The organism is Nocardia carnea, assembly GCF_029869215.1.
Classification (GTDB): domain Bacteria; phylum Actinomycetota; class Actinomycetes; order Mycobacteriales; family Mycobacteriaceae; genus Nocardia; species Nocardia carnea_B.
In genome coordinates, this window is the sequence record NZ_JARWPM010000056.1 from 12,622 (window position 1) to 27,483 (window position 14,862).

Annotated in this window: 12 protein-coding genes and 1 pseudogene; 10 read left to right on the forward strand and 3 right to left on the reverse strand. The window is 68.8% G+C overall.

The features are described 5' to 3' along the window. The first annotated feature begins 29 nt into the window (after window positions 1–29). The 8 genes from QH276_RS02325 to QH276_RS02360 all read left to right on the forward strand — a co-directional run bounded on the left by QH276_RS02325 (window position 30) and on the right by QH276_RS02360 (window position 9,048). Window positions 30–1,184 carry a CapA family protein gene (locus QH276_RS02325; protein WP_280401093.1) on the forward strand — a complete coding sequence of 385 codons (1,155 nt, stop codon included), beginning with the start codon at window positions 30–32 and terminating at the stop codon, window positions 1,182–1,184. Beyond that, a complete protein-coding gene (locus QH276_RS02330; RefSeq protein WP_280401092.1) occupies window positions 1,184–2,422 on the forward strand; it encodes a CaiB/BaiF CoA transferase family protein in 1,239 nt (412 codons plus the stop codon). Before QH276_RS02325 ends, QH276_RS02330 begins: the two co-directional genes overlap by 1 nt. Then, on the forward strand, window positions 2,419–3,684 hold the full coding sequence (locus QH276_RS02335) for a 2-hydroxyacyl-CoA dehydratase family protein (protein WP_280406580.1): 1,266 nt from the start codon (window positions 2,419–2,421) through the stop codon (window positions 3,682–3,684). The genes QH276_RS02330 and QH276_RS02335 overlap by 4 nt, the downstream gene beginning before the upstream one ends. Continuing rightward, window positions 3,681–4,940: a 2-hydroxyacyl-CoA dehydratase family protein gene (locus QH276_RS02340; RefSeq protein ID WP_280401193.1), complete on the forward strand. Its 1,260-nt coding sequence runs from the start codon at window positions 3,681–3,683 to the stop codon at window positions 4,938–4,940. The genes QH276_RS02335 and QH276_RS02340 overlap by 4 nt, the downstream gene beginning before the upstream one ends. Before the next feature lie 6 nt (window positions 4,941–4,946). Next, window positions 4,947–6,209, forward strand: a complete 1,263-nt coding sequence (locus QH276_RS02345) for an MFS transporter (RefSeq protein ID WP_280401192.1) — start codon at window positions 4,947–4,949, stop codon at window positions 6,207–6,209. 19 nt (window positions 6,210–6,228) lie between these two features. Next, the gene (locus QH276_RS02350) at window positions 6,229–7,992 is read left to right on the forward strand and encodes a CocE/NonD family hydrolase (RefSeq protein ID WP_280401191.1); all 1,764 of its coding nucleotides are present in this window, start codon (window positions 6,229–6,231) and stop codon (window positions 7,990–7,992) included. Window positions 7,993–8,061: 69 nt separating this feature from the next. After that, on the forward strand, window positions 8,062–8,289 hold the full coding sequence (locus QH276_RS02355; RefSeq protein ID WP_280401190.1) for a hypothetical protein: 228 nt from the start codon (window positions 8,062–8,064) through the stop codon (window positions 8,287–8,289). A gap of 114 nt (window positions 8,290–8,403) precedes the next feature. Further along, a complete protein-coding gene (locus QH276_RS02360) occupies window positions 8,404–9,048 on the forward strand; it encodes a DNA alkylation repair protein (RefSeq protein ID WP_280401195.1) in 645 nt (214 codons plus the stop codon). Window positions 9,049–9,282: 234 nt separating this feature from the next. Here the strand turns inward: QH276_RS02360 and QH276_RS02365 are convergent, their stop codons facing one another. The 3 genes from QH276_RS02365 to QH276_RS02375 all read right to left on the reverse strand — a co-directional run bounded on the left by QH276_RS02365 (window position 9,283) and on the right by QH276_RS02375 (window position 11,827). Next, on the reverse strand, window positions 9,283–10,515 hold the full coding sequence (locus tag QH276_RS02365; protein WP_280406581.1) for a nuclease-related domain-containing protein: 1,233 nt from the start codon (window positions 10,513–10,515) through the stop codon (window positions 9,283–9,285). 179 nt (window positions 10,516–10,694) lie between these two features. Further along, the gene (locus QH276_RS02370; protein WP_280401188.1) at window positions 10,695–11,243 is read right to left on the reverse strand and encodes a hypothetical protein; all 549 of its coding nucleotides are present in this window, start codon (window positions 11,241–11,243) and stop codon (window positions 10,695–10,697) included. A 134-nt stretch (window positions 11,244–11,377) separates the two neighbouring features. Further along, window positions 11,378–11,827, reverse strand: coding sequence for a hypothetical protein (locus QH276_RS02375; RefSeq protein ID WP_280401187.1), 450 nt, complete (start codon window positions 11,825–11,827; stop codon window positions 11,378–11,380). Between the two features lie 358 nt (window positions 11,828–12,185). On the opposite strand from QH276_RS02375, the pseudogene QH276_RS35430 reads away from it, so the two are divergent. Together QH276_RS35430 and QH276_RS35435 are read left to right on the forward strand one after the other, a co-directional pair. Beyond that, a pseudogene (locus tag QH276_RS35430) lies at window positions 12,186–13,274 on the forward strand (acyl-CoA dehydrogenase family protein); the annotation flags it as partial. 102 nt (window positions 13,275–13,376) lie between these two features. Further along, entirely contained in the window at window positions 13,377–14,669 is a 1,293-nt protein-coding gene (locus QH276_RS35435; RefSeq protein WP_432278780.1) for an acyl-CoA dehydrogenase family protein, read from the forward strand. Window positions 14,670–14,862: the final 193 nt, after the last annotated feature.

Here is a 14,862-nt window from a genome sequence, read left to right on the forward strand (position 1 = left end):
CCGCCTGCACCGCATTCGAAGGAGACACCGTGAGCGACACCTGCACAATTCTCGCTGTCGGGGATCTCGTTCTCGATGAACCCGATCCCGAGTTCTATTTCGCGCCGAGCGCGGAGGTGCTGCGGGCCGGTGATATCACGATCGGGCATATCGAGGTCCCGCATTCGACCAGTACCGTCCAGGCCAGCAGCGATGTGCCTGCGCCACCGGCCGATCCGGCAGCGCTCGACGTGGTGGCCGGGGCCGGTTTCGATATCGTCACCCTCGCCGGGAACCACTTCTACGATGTGGGCACCGAGGGGGTTCTGGATACGATCCGGTACTCGCGCGCGGCGGGACTGAAAACCGCAGGCGGTGGTGCGAATCTCGCCGCCGCCCGGGAGCCGGCGGTGCACGAGGCGGGCGGGTTGCGGGTCGGGGTGCTCAGTTTCAACTGTGTGGGGCCGCGGGAGTCGTGGGCAGCCTCGCAGAAGGCGGGCGCGGCCTACGTCAAAGTGCTCACCCACTACGAACTCGAATCGGCAACGCCCGGTGGGCCGCCGACCGTGTACACCTTCGTCGCCCCGGACAGTCTCGCGCAGATGAAAGCCGATATCCGGGCGCTGCGCGCGGAGGTGGACGTGGTGGTCGTTTCCCTGCACAAGGGGATCGGTCATACGCCCGCGGTGCTGGCCGATTACGAATCGCCACTTGCGCAGGCCGCGGTGGATGCGGGCGCCGATATGGTGATCGGCCATCACGCGCACATCATGCGCGGCATCGAAATGTACCACGGCACACCGATTTTCCACGGACTCGGCAACTTCGTCACCGTGACTCACGCGTTGACCCCGGTCGGCGGCGATTCCGCGGAACGACGTGCCTGGGCGGCCCGCCGGCAGCAGATGTTCGGCTTCGCCCCGGACCCGGATATGCCGTCCTACCCTTTCCATCCGGAGAGCCGCAACACCGCGATCGCCTCGTGCACCTTCGGCCCGGACGGGACTATCCGCGCGGGTTTCGTGCCGTGCTGGATCGACGACGACGCGCGGCCGGTACCGCTGGCGCCGGGTGATCCGCGCGGCGGCGAGGTCGCAGACTACATCGAAAAGATCACCCGGGCAGCCGGTTTCGATACCGAGTTCCACCGCGAGACCGATCTCGTGACGGTCGCCGAGCCCGCACTACCGGAAAGGACACGCTGATGGATCGCCGGCCGCTGGAAGGCACCATTGTTCTGGATCTGACGACGGCGCTCGCCGGCCCCTACGCGACCCTGCTGCTCGCCGGGCTGGGCGCCCGGGTGATCAAAATCGAGAACCCGGAGCGGGGCGGTGACGCCTCCCGCAACAACTCCCCGTACGTCACCCGCGACGGGCTGTCGGTGCGCCGCACCACCGACGAGGACATGTCGGTATCGATGCTCTCGCGTGGCCGGAACAAGGAGTCGATCACCCTCGATCTGAAGCAGCCCGCCGGACGGGACGTATTCTTCGACCTGGTCGCGCACGCGGATATCGTGGTCGAGAACTACAGCGCCGGAGTCACCACGCGGCTGGGCATCGATCATGCCGCGGTCGCCGCCGTGAACCCGAAGATCATCTACACCTCGATCAGCGGGTTCGGCAGCCAGGGCGGCCCCGGCACCGGTAAGGCGATGGACACCATCATCCAGGCGCTGAGCGGGGTCATGATGACTGCCGGCAGCCCCGGTGACGCCCCCATCCGGTTCGGCCTCCCGGTCGGTGACCTGCTCGCCCCGCTGTTCGCGGTGATCGGCACGTTGTCCGCGGTGATCCAGGCCGGGCAGACCGGCCGCGGCCAGCACGTCGACGTCTCCATGCTGGGCGCGCTGACCTCCTTGGTCGCCGCCGAGCCCTTCGACGCGTTCGAAATGATCGGGCTGCCCACCCGCACCGGCGATATGGTGCCGCGACTCGCGCCGTTCGGCGTGTTCCCCGCGGCGGATGGGTATTTCGCGATCTGCGGCCCCACCGACCCGTTCGCCCACGGCGTGCTCACCACCATCGGCCGCCCCGACCTCATCACCGATCCGCGCTTCGCCAAACGGGACGGCCGGGTCCATCACGCGGACGAGTTGCACACGATGATCGCCCGGTGGGCGGCGGACAAACCGGTCGCCGAGGTGATCGCCGAACTCGAAAGCAACGGCGCACCCTGCGCGGAGGTCCGTTCCCCGCGCGACGCGGTCCGCGATCCGATCGTGCGGCAACGCGGTGAGGTGGTCCCGCTGACCCATCCGAGCTACGGCGAGGTCGTCGAACTCTTCGGCAGCGGCCTGCCGATCAGTATGTCCGGCAGCGATACCAGCCTCGACCGGCCCGCGCCGGCGCTGGGCGAACACACCGAGGCCGTGCTCGGCGAGTTGCTGGGATACGATGCGGATCGGATCGCCGCGCTGACCGAAGGCAAGGTGCTGTGAGCGCGGTCGAGGACCGGGTCCGGCAGCTCCACGCAACCGGTCTGCTGCGCGCCGCGGCCGGATCCGGAACACCTGATCCCGCCGCAGTCGGACCCGGCCGACCGGTGGCCGGCGGGCCGTTCGATCCCGCTGCCACCGGTGCCCGCCGGCCGGAAGATGGCGGAACCTCGGTATCCGGGGCCGACGGCCCGGTGGGGCCGGTGGTCGGCGTGGTCGGGGGCGATGTGCCCGTTGAAATCATCGAGGCCTGCGGCGCCCGTCCGTTCCGGCTCTCCGCCGCTGAGCGGGAACCCGGTGCGGAGGCTGTCGGATTGCTCGGTGCCGCGGTCGATTCCGTTTTCCATTCGATCCTCGATCGCATTCTCGCCGGCGAGTTCGGGTTCCTGCGTGGCCTGGTCGTCTCGCGTGACTGCCAGGGCTCGCTGCGGCTGTTCTATGTGCTGCGCATGCTGGCGGAACAGGGTCGCGGGGTACCGGAGGTCCACTTGGTCGACCTGCTGCACCTGCCCCGTGAATCGACCCGCGACTACAACGCCGGGCAACTCGCGAAACTGGCCGAGGTCGTGGCGGGGTGGACCGGAATCGCTGTCACCCCGGACAGCCTGTACGAGGCGCGGAAGGCCAGGGGCCGGCTCGCCGCGGGGCTGCGTGACCTGCGCGCCCGCCGGGCCGCCGGAGCTGTCCCCGGTGCGCTCGCGTTGCGGGTGTACGCGCTGGCGCAGACGGAAACACCGGCGGACTGCCTGGCGGTGCTCGACGCGGTGCTCGGCGGTGCGCCCGCCGTGTGGTCGCCACAGGGCAGACCCCGCGTTTTCCTCACCGGCAGCACCGTCGACCAGGTTTCGGTGTACGACCGGCTCGAAGCCGCCGGTGTCCTGATCGCCGGTGAGGACCACAACTGGGGCGATCCGGTGGCCGACCTGTGGGACGAGCACCCCGAACCGCTCGACCTCCCGTCCGCCTGTACCGCCATCGCCGCGCACCGGCTGCGGCACGGTCCGATGGCGTCGACCTCCGGACTGTCCGACCGTGCCCGGTTCAGCGCGGCCGGTATCCGGCGGTGCGGGGCGGAGCTGGTGCTCTCGGTCGCCCGCCGCAACGATCCGGCGCCCGGCTGGGACCGGCCGGGACTGATCCGGGAGCTGGGACCGGATGCGCGGGTGGTCGCGCTGTCCGTCGCCGCCCACACCTGGTCGGCGGACGAATTCGGCACCGCCACCGCACTGCTCACTCGGGAAGATCGCGAGGCCACGGCACGATGAACGCACCCCACACCGCCTCGCCCCGGCTCGCCGCGGCGACTGCCGCGACCGCGTATCAGAAACAGTGGTTCACCCGGATGCGCGCGGAAGTCGCCGCCGGCGCTCCGCTGGCCCTCGTGAATGCCGACGCGCCACAGGAGATCCTGCGCGCCATGGGTATCCCGTACGTGGTGAACCAGTGGTGGGCCTCCGTGGTCTCCGCCAAACGTATGGGCCCCGCGGCGCTGAACAATATCGCCGCGCAGGGCTACCCGGACGATTCGCTGCAGTACGACGCGATCGGCCTCGGTTCCCTGGACCTGCCGCCGGCGGATGCGCCGTGGGGCGGGCTGCCCCGCCCCGATTTCGTGATCGCCGAATGCAGCGGTGACGTCACCCGCAAGGTGTTCGACCTGTGGGCCGAACATCCCGATACCGAGTTCTTCCCCTTCGAACGCTCCTCGGCCACCACGGCCCCGGACAACTGGTGGGAGATCGTCCCGCACGACTGGGACCGCGCCTACGCGCAGGACCGGCTCGACCTGATGACCAGCGAGAACTGGCAACTCGTCGATTTTCTCACCGAGCGCACCGGTCGCACCTTCGATATCGATCGCCTCGCGGAGGTGATGGCGCTGGTCAACGAGCAGGCCGAATGGAACAAGCGGACCCGCGATCTGATCGCCGCCTCCCGCCCAGCGCCCGTCTCCATCAACGACAGCATTCCGGCGGTGATGATCCCGCAGTGGCATCGCGGCAGCGAATGGGCACGTGACGCCGCGCGCAGGCTCTACCACGAGGTCGAGGAAGCGGTGCGGGACGGGCGTGCGGTCTGCCCGGGTGAGCGAGTGCGGCTCATGTGGATCGGACGTGGGCTATGGTTCGATCTGGGCCTGTACCAGCGGTTCCAGGAGCAATACGGCGCGGTTTTCGTGTGGTCGATGTACCTGGCGATCGCCGCCGACGGCTACGCCCGCTACGGCGACGACCCGATGCGCGCCCTCGCGGCCCGCTTCACCGGATTCACCGACCAGCTGTACACGCCGCCCATGTCGGCGCAGTGGTACGTCAAGGAAGCGCGCAACCACGGTGTCGACGCGGTCGTCCACCTGGTGGCCGACGATGTCCCGGGGTCGGCGTTCACCACCGAAGCGCTGGAACACGCCGGTATCCCGGTACTGGAGGTCAACGCCAACAACGCCGATTCCCGTGGCGGCGCCGCGGCGGCGCTGGAAACCGCCATCGGCGATTTCCTGGAGCGGCGAGTTCTCGGCTGACCCGCCATGTCGCCGCTCCTACCGCCGCCGCTGCGCCGGCGGAATTTCCTGCTGTACTTCGCCGGGCAGATCTTCTCCAACACCGGTGTCTGGTTCCAGAATCTGGCGTTGAGTCTGTGGATCGTCGAAACCACCGAGAGCGCGCTGGCGCTGTCGATGGTCGCGGTATGCCAGTTCACCCCGATGCTGCTGCTCTCCGCGCCCGCCGGTGCGGTGGCCGACCGATTCAGCCCGCGCAGCATCCTGTTCGTCACCGCACCGCTGATGATGCTGTGCGCCGGCGCGCTGGCCGTCGCCGCCGCATCGGGTCACGACGAACTGGTCACGCTGCTCGGCATCATCGCGCTCAGCGGGGTGGTCCAGGCATTCGACCGCACCGCGGGTCAGGCGTTCCTGTACGAACTCGTCGGCCCGCGGGAGCTCGGATCGGCGGTTTCCCTGAACACGGTCGCGATGTCCGCGGCGCGGTCGCTGGGGCCCGGGCTGGCCGGTCTCACCTACGCGGCAGCGGGCGCAACCACCTGCTTCACGATCAACGCGCTCACTTATTCCAGTGTGCTGCTGGCCTTGTGCCTGATGAACCCGCGACACTTCGCCGAAAAGCGGGCGCGCACAACGAAATCGAACGAGGGTGCCATCCGCGCACTGCTCCGTGACCCGACCCTGCGACGGTTGTTCGTCACGAATATCGCCGTGACGGTTCTCGCCATGAATTTCATGGTGGTGGTCACCGCCATGGTGACGATCACCCTCGCGGGCGATCCGGCGCAACTCGGCGCCGCCCATGCGCTGAACGCCGTCGGCGCGGTGATCGGCGGGCTGATCATCTCCGCCCTTACGCATCGAGGGACCCGGGTGGTGGCGTTCGCCACGGCAACGCTCGGGCTCGCGCTGGGTGCGGCGGCGTTCTCCCCGAACCCGCTGATCTTCCTGCTCCTCTCACCGCTCATCGGGCTGGGCCTCGGCGCGTTCCAGAGTTCACTCAACAGCACGGTGCAGATGTTGAGCCCGCCCGGGCTGCTCGGGCGTTCCGCCGGGCTGCTCACCCTGAGCAGCGTCGGGGTCGCCCCGGTGGGTGCGGTGATCGCCGGTTCGATCATCGACGGCTCCTCGGCACGGGTGGCGCTTCTCGTCGGCACGGTGACCTGCCTGCTCTGTGGTGCCGTCCTGGCCCGCGGTGGCGACCGGTCGCCGGAGCCGGCACCCGAACACGTCCCGCTGCCGCGTCAGCCGCGGCAGGTGTGCAGGCGAGATCCGTTCTCGCCGTGACAATTGCAAGGAGATTTCCATGTCCAGAGCACGCTGGCTGGTCGCGGGTCTCGTCGGCCTCCTGGTCGTCGTAGGCGCGTTGTTCGTGGTCACCCGCACATCCGGCACGGAGACCGCACAAGCAGGTTTCGCCGACTACACCCCGGACAAGCAGTACACCGAGGCGACCACCGAAACCTTCTACCTACCCATGACCGACGGAACCCGGCTGGCGGTCCTGCTGCACCGTCCCGCCGCCGACGGACGCGCGGCCGACGGAAAGTTCCCCGTCATCTGGCATCACAAACTGGATATCTACCCGAGCCCCAAAGACGGTGTGGGCCCGCGGGAGGCCGGTTATTCGAACCTCACCGCGCTGACCGAGCACGGGTACGTGATCGCCCAGGTCGCCCGGCGCGGGAACGGCCAATCGTTCGGGGTCCGGCGCGGATATCACGACCGCGTCGAGGCTCAGGACGCCTACGACGTCACCGAATGGCTCGCCGGTCGGCCCTGGTCCAACGGGCAGGTCGGTATCTACGGGTGTTCCAATACCGGCGACGCGGCGATGCACGCCGTCTCCATGCGACCACCACATCTGAAAGCGGCATTCGCCGGCTGCTTCTCGTGGAACAAGTTCGACGCCATGCGGCGCGGCGGGATCGCGGCGCAGTGGGGTTACGGGCCCACCCGCACCGTCGCCGACGATATGAAGGTCACCCCCGTCGCCGGCGACGAGGACAAGGTGCTGCTGCGGCAGGCCGCCGAGGAGCATCAGCAATCCACTCCGCTGGCGAAGATGTGGGCCGGTATGCCGTACCGGGACGATTTCTCCCCGCTGGTCGCCTCCCGGTTCTGGGCGGAAGGCAGCCTCAGCACCTATGCTGCCCAGATCCGCGAATCGCAAGTACCGCTGTACATCGTCGGCGGATGGCGCGATGAATTCCGCGACCAGGCAATCGTCACCGCCCTGAACACCTCCGGTTCGAAAGTGCTCATCGGCCCGTGGCTGCACTGCGAGAACCCCGGCCTCGCGCTGGTGCAGGAAGCGCACCGATTCTTCGACGAGCATCTGAAAGGCATCGACACCGGCCTCGCCGCGGAGCCGCCGATCCGCTACGCCACCGTTTCCGATATCGACAACCCGGTAGGCGCCATCGATTGGCGTACCGCGCAGGCCTGGCCGCCCACCGATTCGGAGCCGACCGATTTCGTACTCGGCGGTGACGGGGTACTGGGCTCTGATACCGCGGGTGGCCGGAAATTCACCGTGAACACGTCGGTCGAATGCCCGGAAGCGGGGTCGGGATCCACAATTCAGCCGTGCCATACGGCGGGTGAAGGCACCTCGTACACGAGCGCACCCCTCACCCGGGACACCGAGGTAACCGGTACCCCGATCGCGGATCTCACCGTCCGGGTCGATCGCACCGACGCCCACCTCTTCGCCTACGTCGAGGACGTGGCACCGGACGGCACGGTTTCGGTCGTCACCGAGGGGCGTCTCACCGCGTCGCTGCGCGCCGAAAGCGAAGCACCGTACACCCTCCCGGCAGGTGTGCCGTACCACCGTTCGTTCCGCGAGGACGCGCAACCGCTGACGCCCGGCGCGGCCGTGCGTATGCGTTTCGACATCCTGCCCCTGTCCTACGTCTTCCGTGCAGGCCACCGCATGCAGATCACGGTGACCGGCTACGACCATCGGGAAAGCATCCCGCTACCCGATGCCCACGGATCCACGATCGAGGTCGTCTCCGATCCGGCGCAACCGTCGCTGGTGCAGCTGCCCGTTGTCAAGCCCTGATCACCGCCCCGCGGACCTGGACGCCTTCCCGGACGGCAGCGTGCCGATCCCGGCCTGGGCCGAGGGCGGTTGCCGCACCAGAGCAATATCTCGGCCACGAGCTTCCTGACCGGTATCGCCGCCCAGGGCTACATCGTGATCGCGAACGGCGCGCCCGGTGAACATCCGATCGAACAGCTGCCCGACGACACCCTCGCCCACCCGGATCGGCTGACCGGCGCCAGCGACTGGGCTCCGGCGGCACGATGCCGCGGCGGCGAGGACGAGGGTCCGGTGCGGGCCTCCTCGCCACGGTAGCGCTCCGACGCCGACAGGTACGGCCGGCCGGCAGTCGTAGTCTGAAGGCCACCGGCGAGGAGAGGAGACGAGGTGGCGCAGACCACGAAAAACCCGGTGACGGTGGCCGAGGTGATGGCGGAGCTGGCCGCGCTCGAGGACCCGAAGATGCGTGCCGTGAACGAGAAGCACGGTGACGATCACGGTGTCAACCTCACCAAGCTGCGGGCGGTGGCCAAGCGGCTCGGAACCCAGCAGGAACTGGCGCGGGAACTCTGGGCCACCGGGGACACCGCGGCCCGACTGCTGGCGCTTCTGATCTGCCGGCCGAAGGCCTTCGACCGGGACGAATTGGACGCCATGCTGCGGCAGGCCCGCACACCCAAGGCGCAGGACTGGCTGGTCAACTATGTGGTGAAGAAGAGTCCGCACGCCGAGGAACTGCGACCGGCCTGGTTCGCCGATCCGGATCCGATGGTGGCCGCTGCCGGCTGGGCGCTGACCTCGGAGCGGGTGGTGAAGAAACCCGAGGGCCTCGACCTCGCCGGTCTGCTCGACATCATCGAAGCGGAGATGCGGAGCGCTCCGGACCGTCTGCAGTGGGCGATGAATACCTGTCTCGCCCAGATCGGGATCGAGCATTCCGAGTACCGGGCCCGGGCACTCGCAATCGGCGAGCGCCTCGAGGTACTGAAGGACTACCCGACCCCGCCGAACTGCACATCACCGTTCGCGCCCGCCTGGATCTCGGAAATGGTGCGCCGCAAAGAGGATGCCTGAGTAGTTCGCCGCCCCCGACGGGACGCTGTGGCCCCCGACCCGTTGTCCTGGATATCGGGTCGGTCGAGCCGGAATTCGTCGGGGTCGGCGAAGCGGCGCGGGTCGCGGAGCCGATCAGCGGGAGAACCTGCGCACCCGCGGGGATGGTGGTACCGCTCGATTCGACATCGGTTACCGCGACCCGGAGCAGGGCTTGCACCGGGCCGCACGAGTGGAACGGTGCCGGCCGGTGGGTCAGCAGTTCGGTTGGAAGGGGAAACAGGCAGGCTCCGTTCCTGGCGCGGCTGGTCCTACCCGGGGCGTCGACGGCAGGGGCGGCGTTCTCTGTTCGGTGACCGAGTCGTTCTGTGGTTGACCGGTGTTTCCCCGGGGTTCGGTCCCGCCGCTGCCGAGCTGGGCCAGGAGCCAGATACCGGCGGCGAGTACGGCGATCGCTGCCAGCGCCACAGCGGTCTGCGGGTGGATGTGGCGCCGGACACGGGCGCCCGAAGCCGGCGGCGAGCCGGCATCCGAGGGCGAGTTCGAGGGCGCGGGCGATGCGGTGTCAGGGATCGGGTCGGTCCGAGGCGGCGCTTTTTCGGCGACAGGCGGAGGAACGGGATCGGCGGCGGCCGGAACCTGGTCCTCGGCGCGGGGCGGTGGCCCCGGCTCTGCCGGGGCGCGGCGCGGTGCCGAACCGGATGGTTTCCCGGCGTTGCGGGCGCGGGGCGGTGTGGACGGTGGGGGCGGAACCGCGGCCGGAGGAACTGGAGGCTCGGGCTGCGGTTTCGTGCGGCGCGAGGGCGTGGGGGCCTGCGCCGCCGGTTTCGCCGGCTCGCCAGGAGCGGGCGATGCGGGGGAAGGCTGGGCGGGTACGTCGAGCGGGAACCCTTCATGGGCCAGGTCGGCGACCGTGGTGCTGCCGCCGTGCTCCAGGGCTTCGATCAGCGCGTAGGCCTGTTCGGCGGTCCACACGACCGCGGCCCGGTGATGGGCCCGGTGGAACCAGGCGCGCAGCGGGTTCTGGGTGTTACACAGCAGTACATCACAGCCCTGCGGCGCCGACTTCTTGTCCAGCCGCAAGGTCGTCTCACGCGGCGGGACCACCACCGCGAGACCGCTGACGAACGTGGGCCCGCCCGCGCGAGCGGCCACCGATTTCAGTTTGAAAACCGCCTCGCGCACCTGGTCGTAGGGCGTGGTATCGCTCTGCCGCACGCTCACCGGATCGCCCTCGAAGCCCGAAACCGTCCACCGGCTGTTGCTGGTGCAGTGCAGAACACCCCCGGTGACCTCGGGGTTCACACCTTTGACCTCGCATACCACGGTGGTGTGCGGCGTGATGATCACAAGATCGACTTCCTGCCCGGCCACGAAACAGTTCGCGATCGCGACCCCGGGGACCCGGTAATCGTCCTGCCATTTCCGCAACCAGGCGACGACCCGCTTCTCCGCGCCCGACTTGAGCTTGTCGGCGATGACGAGCACCGGACCGACCCCCTCCCTTCGCTGGTGATGTGGCCACCTTAGCCGCACTCGGCCCGCCGCTTCGAGAGTCATTGTGCGGGAGGATGTTCCCTGGATCACAGTGTCACGTGTGCGTCAGTGTCCATGGCGCTCGTCCGCGGTGGTCGGACGGTTGCCGCTCGGTCCAGCCCGTGCCGGGCTCAGCGCGGGCGCGCGGCGATCCAGCGTCCGGTCGCGGGCTGCGCGGCCAGCACCGCGGCCGCTGCCGGACCGAATGCGGCCGAGGCGGAGACGAACAGCTGCAGAAGGAGAATATCGAGTTCGGGGACACCATCGATTTCGCCGGCCACGCGGACCACCGGGACGAATGCGGCCAGCGCCCCCACCGCGCCGCCGAAGATCAGCAGTACCCGGCCGAGCTGGGTGCGAGCGAACAGCAGACCCGAGCCGGTGAGCAGGAGCACCCCCAGCACCGCGAACACCGGCACATACACGAACGGGGTCGGGTCGAGCGCGACGGACATCGGCGTACCGTCGTTGAGGTTGTCGACCCTCTCGGCATAGTCACGCCATGCGAAGTAGGCATTGACCGCCAGCCCGGAAGCGGCGATACCACCGACCATCCCGATGATGGCAGCCGCCAGGGCGGTCCCGTTGTGCGGTGCTCGCGGTGAAAGGCCGGGCGGGGCAGCGTAACCGGAAGGCGGCGGCAGAGCGTGGTAGCCGGGATCGTTCAGCGGACCGGTCATACGAACCCCCCTTCAGTCCCGGCCCACCCTATAGCACGGGCACCCGCGCCTCATGGCTGTAACTCAGGCCAGGTCGGCCTGAATCATGCGCGGGGCATTCGGCCCCCATCGGCTTTGCGTAGCAGGGCTTTCGGCTATTCGCCGAACCCGGCCAGGGCCGAGGCGAGGGTTTCGGTGTCGAGGACTTCGAGAGCCCGGTCGCGCACGTCGGGGCAGGTTTGTGCGGTGACGGTATCCACGAGGCCGGTGTCCTGGATGACCTCGTCGTTGAGGCCGTCGTTGCGGGCGGCCCAGTTCTGGACCGTGCCGTTGAAGGCGACTCGGGCTGGGACGGGACCGAGATCGCGCCAGGTGTCGATTTCGCTGCCGACCATATCGCAGAGCTGCTGGGATGCCTGCGGGGTCACCGCCTCGTCTTCGTTGTCTTGTTCCGGGGGCGCGGAGGTTACGGCCGGTCCGGTCGGTGTGGTCGCAGTCGACTCGCCGGTCCCGGTATCGTCGCCGCATCCGGTGGCGACCGTAGCCGCGAGCAGAGTGGCCGCAACCAGTGCGGGGCAGGACTTTCGGGTAAGGCGCAATGCCATCGGATTCTCCTCATTCACTGAAGCCGGTGTCTCATCGGGCGCATACCCGGCTCGGATGAGACGAATCGCGGCACCGCCCGCTGCGCTGTTCGCCGGGCGACTCGGCGAGCCGGGCACGATCCGGCCGTGCAGTGGATGCCGGGCTGTGGTGGCTGTCTGTGGTGAGGGTTGTCGGGTCGCGTCGCGGGGGTTTCGGTGCAGATCTTGCCGAGACGGTCCTCGACGTTATTTGATAGTGGAAAGATAGTTCGCTAAACAAGAGAATGACATTTACAAATCAGGAAGCGCTTTCGCGGTAGCCCGTGCCTCGGTGCGTGATCCGGCTTCCCCAGTGCGCGCAGAGAAGTGAGCCGACCGCATGCTGTTCGATATCACCGATGACCAGGAGTTCTTCCGGTCCACCACGGCGAAGTTCCTGGCTGCCCGCGTCCCGCGGGAGAAGATTCGCGGGTTGCGCCACGATGAGCACGGGTTCGGGGCCGAGTACTGGCGGGGCGGGGCCGAACTCGGCTGGACGTCCTTGCTGGTGGGGGAGGAGGCCGGGGGCGGATCGATCAGCGACCGGCCGGTTGTCGATCTGACGCTGATCGCCTATGAGTTCGGGCGGCATGCGGCGCCGGGACCGCTGGTGCCGGCGAATATCGTGGCGGTCGCGTTGGCCGGGAGCGGGTCACACGCGGAGGTCCTCGCCGAACTGCTGTCGGGCGAATCGATCGCGACCTGGTGTCATACCGAACCGGCACCGCAGCGCGGGGTCGGACTCGGGATCCGGATCGACGGGGACGAGTTGGTGCTCAACGGTCGTAAACAGCCTGTCGAGTCGGCGGGCTCGGCGCGGTACCTGCTGGTCAGCGGGCTGTGCGAGGGTGGTGTCACGCAGGTTCTGGTGCCGGTGGAGAGCCGGGGAGTCACCGTGACACCGTTGCGTTCGCCCGACCTGACGCGCCGGTTCTCGACGGTCGCCTTCGATGATGTCCGGATTCCGCGCAGTGCGCTGGTGGGTGCGCTCGGGGTCGCGGCGGAGCAGGTCGTGCGGCAGGAGCAGATCGCGGTGGCCGTGCAGTGCGCCGAAACCGTGGGTGCCATGCAGACCGGCTTCGAGATGGCGCTGGACTGGATGGCGGACCGATATTCGTTCGGGCGGCCGTTGGCCTCGTATCAGGCGCTCAAACACCGGACGGCCGACCTGAAGTCGTGGCTCGAGGCGGCGCATGCGATCGCCGACCGGGCAGCCGTCGCGGTGGGCGAACATGCCCCGGATGCGGGGGAACTGGTGGATGTGGCGCAGGCATTCATCGGCCACTACGGGCCGGAGCTGCTGCAGGATTGCGTACAACTCCACGGTGGGATCGGCCTGACCTTCGAACACGACCTGCACCTGTTCTTGCGCCGCGCCACCGTGAACCGCACGCTGTACGGCACACCCGCCCGGCACCGCCGGCGCATCGCCGACCGGCTGATCGAATCGGACGCGGCGAGTGCGACGGCACCGCGGGTTGCCGCGCAGCGGGAACGCGGCGAAGGCGCGCTCGCGCGTGAAAGCCACGGAATGAGTGAGGATCCGGTGGTTGCGGAGGGCAAGTCGCCGGCACCCCGCGATCGGCCGGCAACGGGTCGGGAACCAGAGGATGTCGAAAGTTTCCGGTTGCGGGCGCGGGCCTGGATCCGGGCGCACCTGGGGCCGTACCGGCCGGAGGCCGTCGCCGGGCTGCGGAAGGTTTCGCGGGAGGAGGAGCTTGCGGCCGTCGGCAACGACCGGCGGTTGCAGCGCATGCTCTACGACGCCGGGTTCGCCGGGATCGCCATCCCGGTTGAATACGGTGGCCAGGGACTCACCGTCGCGCATCAGCGCGCGTTCACCGAGGAGATGGCCGGATTCGAGTATCCGTCCCGCTGCCAGGTGCCCACGCTGTCGCCGTGCGCGGCGGTATTGCTGGATTTCGGCACCGAGGAGCAGAAGCGGCGCCATATCCCGGCGATGCTGCGGGGTGAGGAGATCTGGATGCAGTTCCTCTCCGAACCCAGCGGCGGATCCGATGTCGCGGGCGCCGTGACCACCGCCGTCCGCGACGGTGCCGACTGGGTGCTCAACGGCGCCAAGATCTGGACCACCGGCGCCTGGTATTCCGATTGGGCGCTGTGCCTGGCCCGCACCAACTGGGATGTACCGAAGCACCGCGGGCTCACGGTATTCATCCTGCCCATCCACCAGCCGGGGATCGAGGTGCACCAGATCGAGATGCTCAACGGTGCCCGGGAATTCTGCCAGGAATTCCTCACCGATGTGCGGGTCCCGGATTCCGACCGGATCGGCGAGGTGGACGGCGGCTGGACCGTCGGCACGCGGTGGATGTCGCACGAACGGCTGCTGTCGGAATCACCGTATGTCACGGTGCCGGCGAAACCCGCTCTCTCCGATCGCTCGCCGGTGGAGATCGCCTGCCGGGCCGGCACCGTCGACGAACCGGGCGTACGCGACCTCATCGGTGAGGACCGGATGCTCGACGTCGTCGGTACTGCGCTGCAGCGGCGCCTCGGCACCGGGATGGCCACCGGCCGGATGCCCGATCAGTCGGCCGCGATCGGGCGCCTGTTCCGCGGTATCGCCGAATCCCGCCGGGCGACCATCGAATTCGAGGTTGCAGGTGATGCGGTATGGGACGGGGAGTTCGGCGATACGGCCGATGTGTTCCTGATGCGGCAGGTGAGTTGTATCGGCGGCGGAACCACCGAAATGGCCCGCAATGTGATCAGCGAACGGGTGCTCGGAATGCCGCGGGAAGCGCGGTCGGACAACACTGTGCCGTTCCGGGACGTGCCGCGGGGCGGCCGGCGGACCTGATCCACCGGCGGATGCGGTACCGCGGCCGGGGCCGGTGGAGGGGTGTGCGGGCCACCGCTCGGCCGGGCGACCGGGGCCGGCCGTGGTTCCGCGGCGCCGGCGGCCCGGGGTGAGACCGGGACGCGGGCCGCGGCCGGGGTGGGGGTGTTGGGGTCGCTAAACCGGGCCCGGGCGGGTTAGGGCCGGGGCCGGG

Bases quoted from the DNA above. Each gene is read 5' to 3' on its own strand.
- QH276_RS02330 (WP_280401092.1), top strand. From the start codon at position 1,184: ATGGATCGCCGGCCGCTGGAAGGCACCATTGTTCTGGATCTGACGACG.
- QH276_RS02340 (WP_280401193.1), top strand. From the start codon at position 3,681: ATGAACGCACCCCACACCGCCTCGCCCCGGCTCGCCGCGGCGACTGCC.
- QH276_RS02345 (WP_280401192.1), top strand. From the start codon at position 4,947: ATGTCGCCGCTCCTACCGCCGCCGCTGCGCCGGCGGAATTTCCTGCTG.
- QH276_RS02350 (WP_280401191.1), top strand. From the start codon at position 6,229: ATGTCCAGAGCACGCTGGCTGGTCGCGGGTCTCGTCGGCCTCCTGGTC.
- QH276_RS02360 (WP_280401195.1), top strand. From the start codon at position 8,404: ATGGCGGAGCTGGCCGCGCTCGAGGACCCGAAGATGCGTGCCGTGAAC.
- QH276_RS02370 (WP_280401188.1), bottom strand. From the start codon at position 11,243: ATGACCGGTCCGCTGAACGATCCCGGCTACCACGCTCTGCCGCCGCCT.
- QH276_RS02375 (WP_280401187.1), bottom strand. From the start codon at position 11,827: ATGGCATTGCGCCTTACCCGAAAGTCCTGCCCCGCACTGGTTGCGGCC.
- QH276_RS35435 (WP_432278780.1), top strand. From the start codon at position 13,377: ATGAGTGAGGATCCGGTGGTTGCGGAGGGCAAGTCGCCGGCACCCCGC.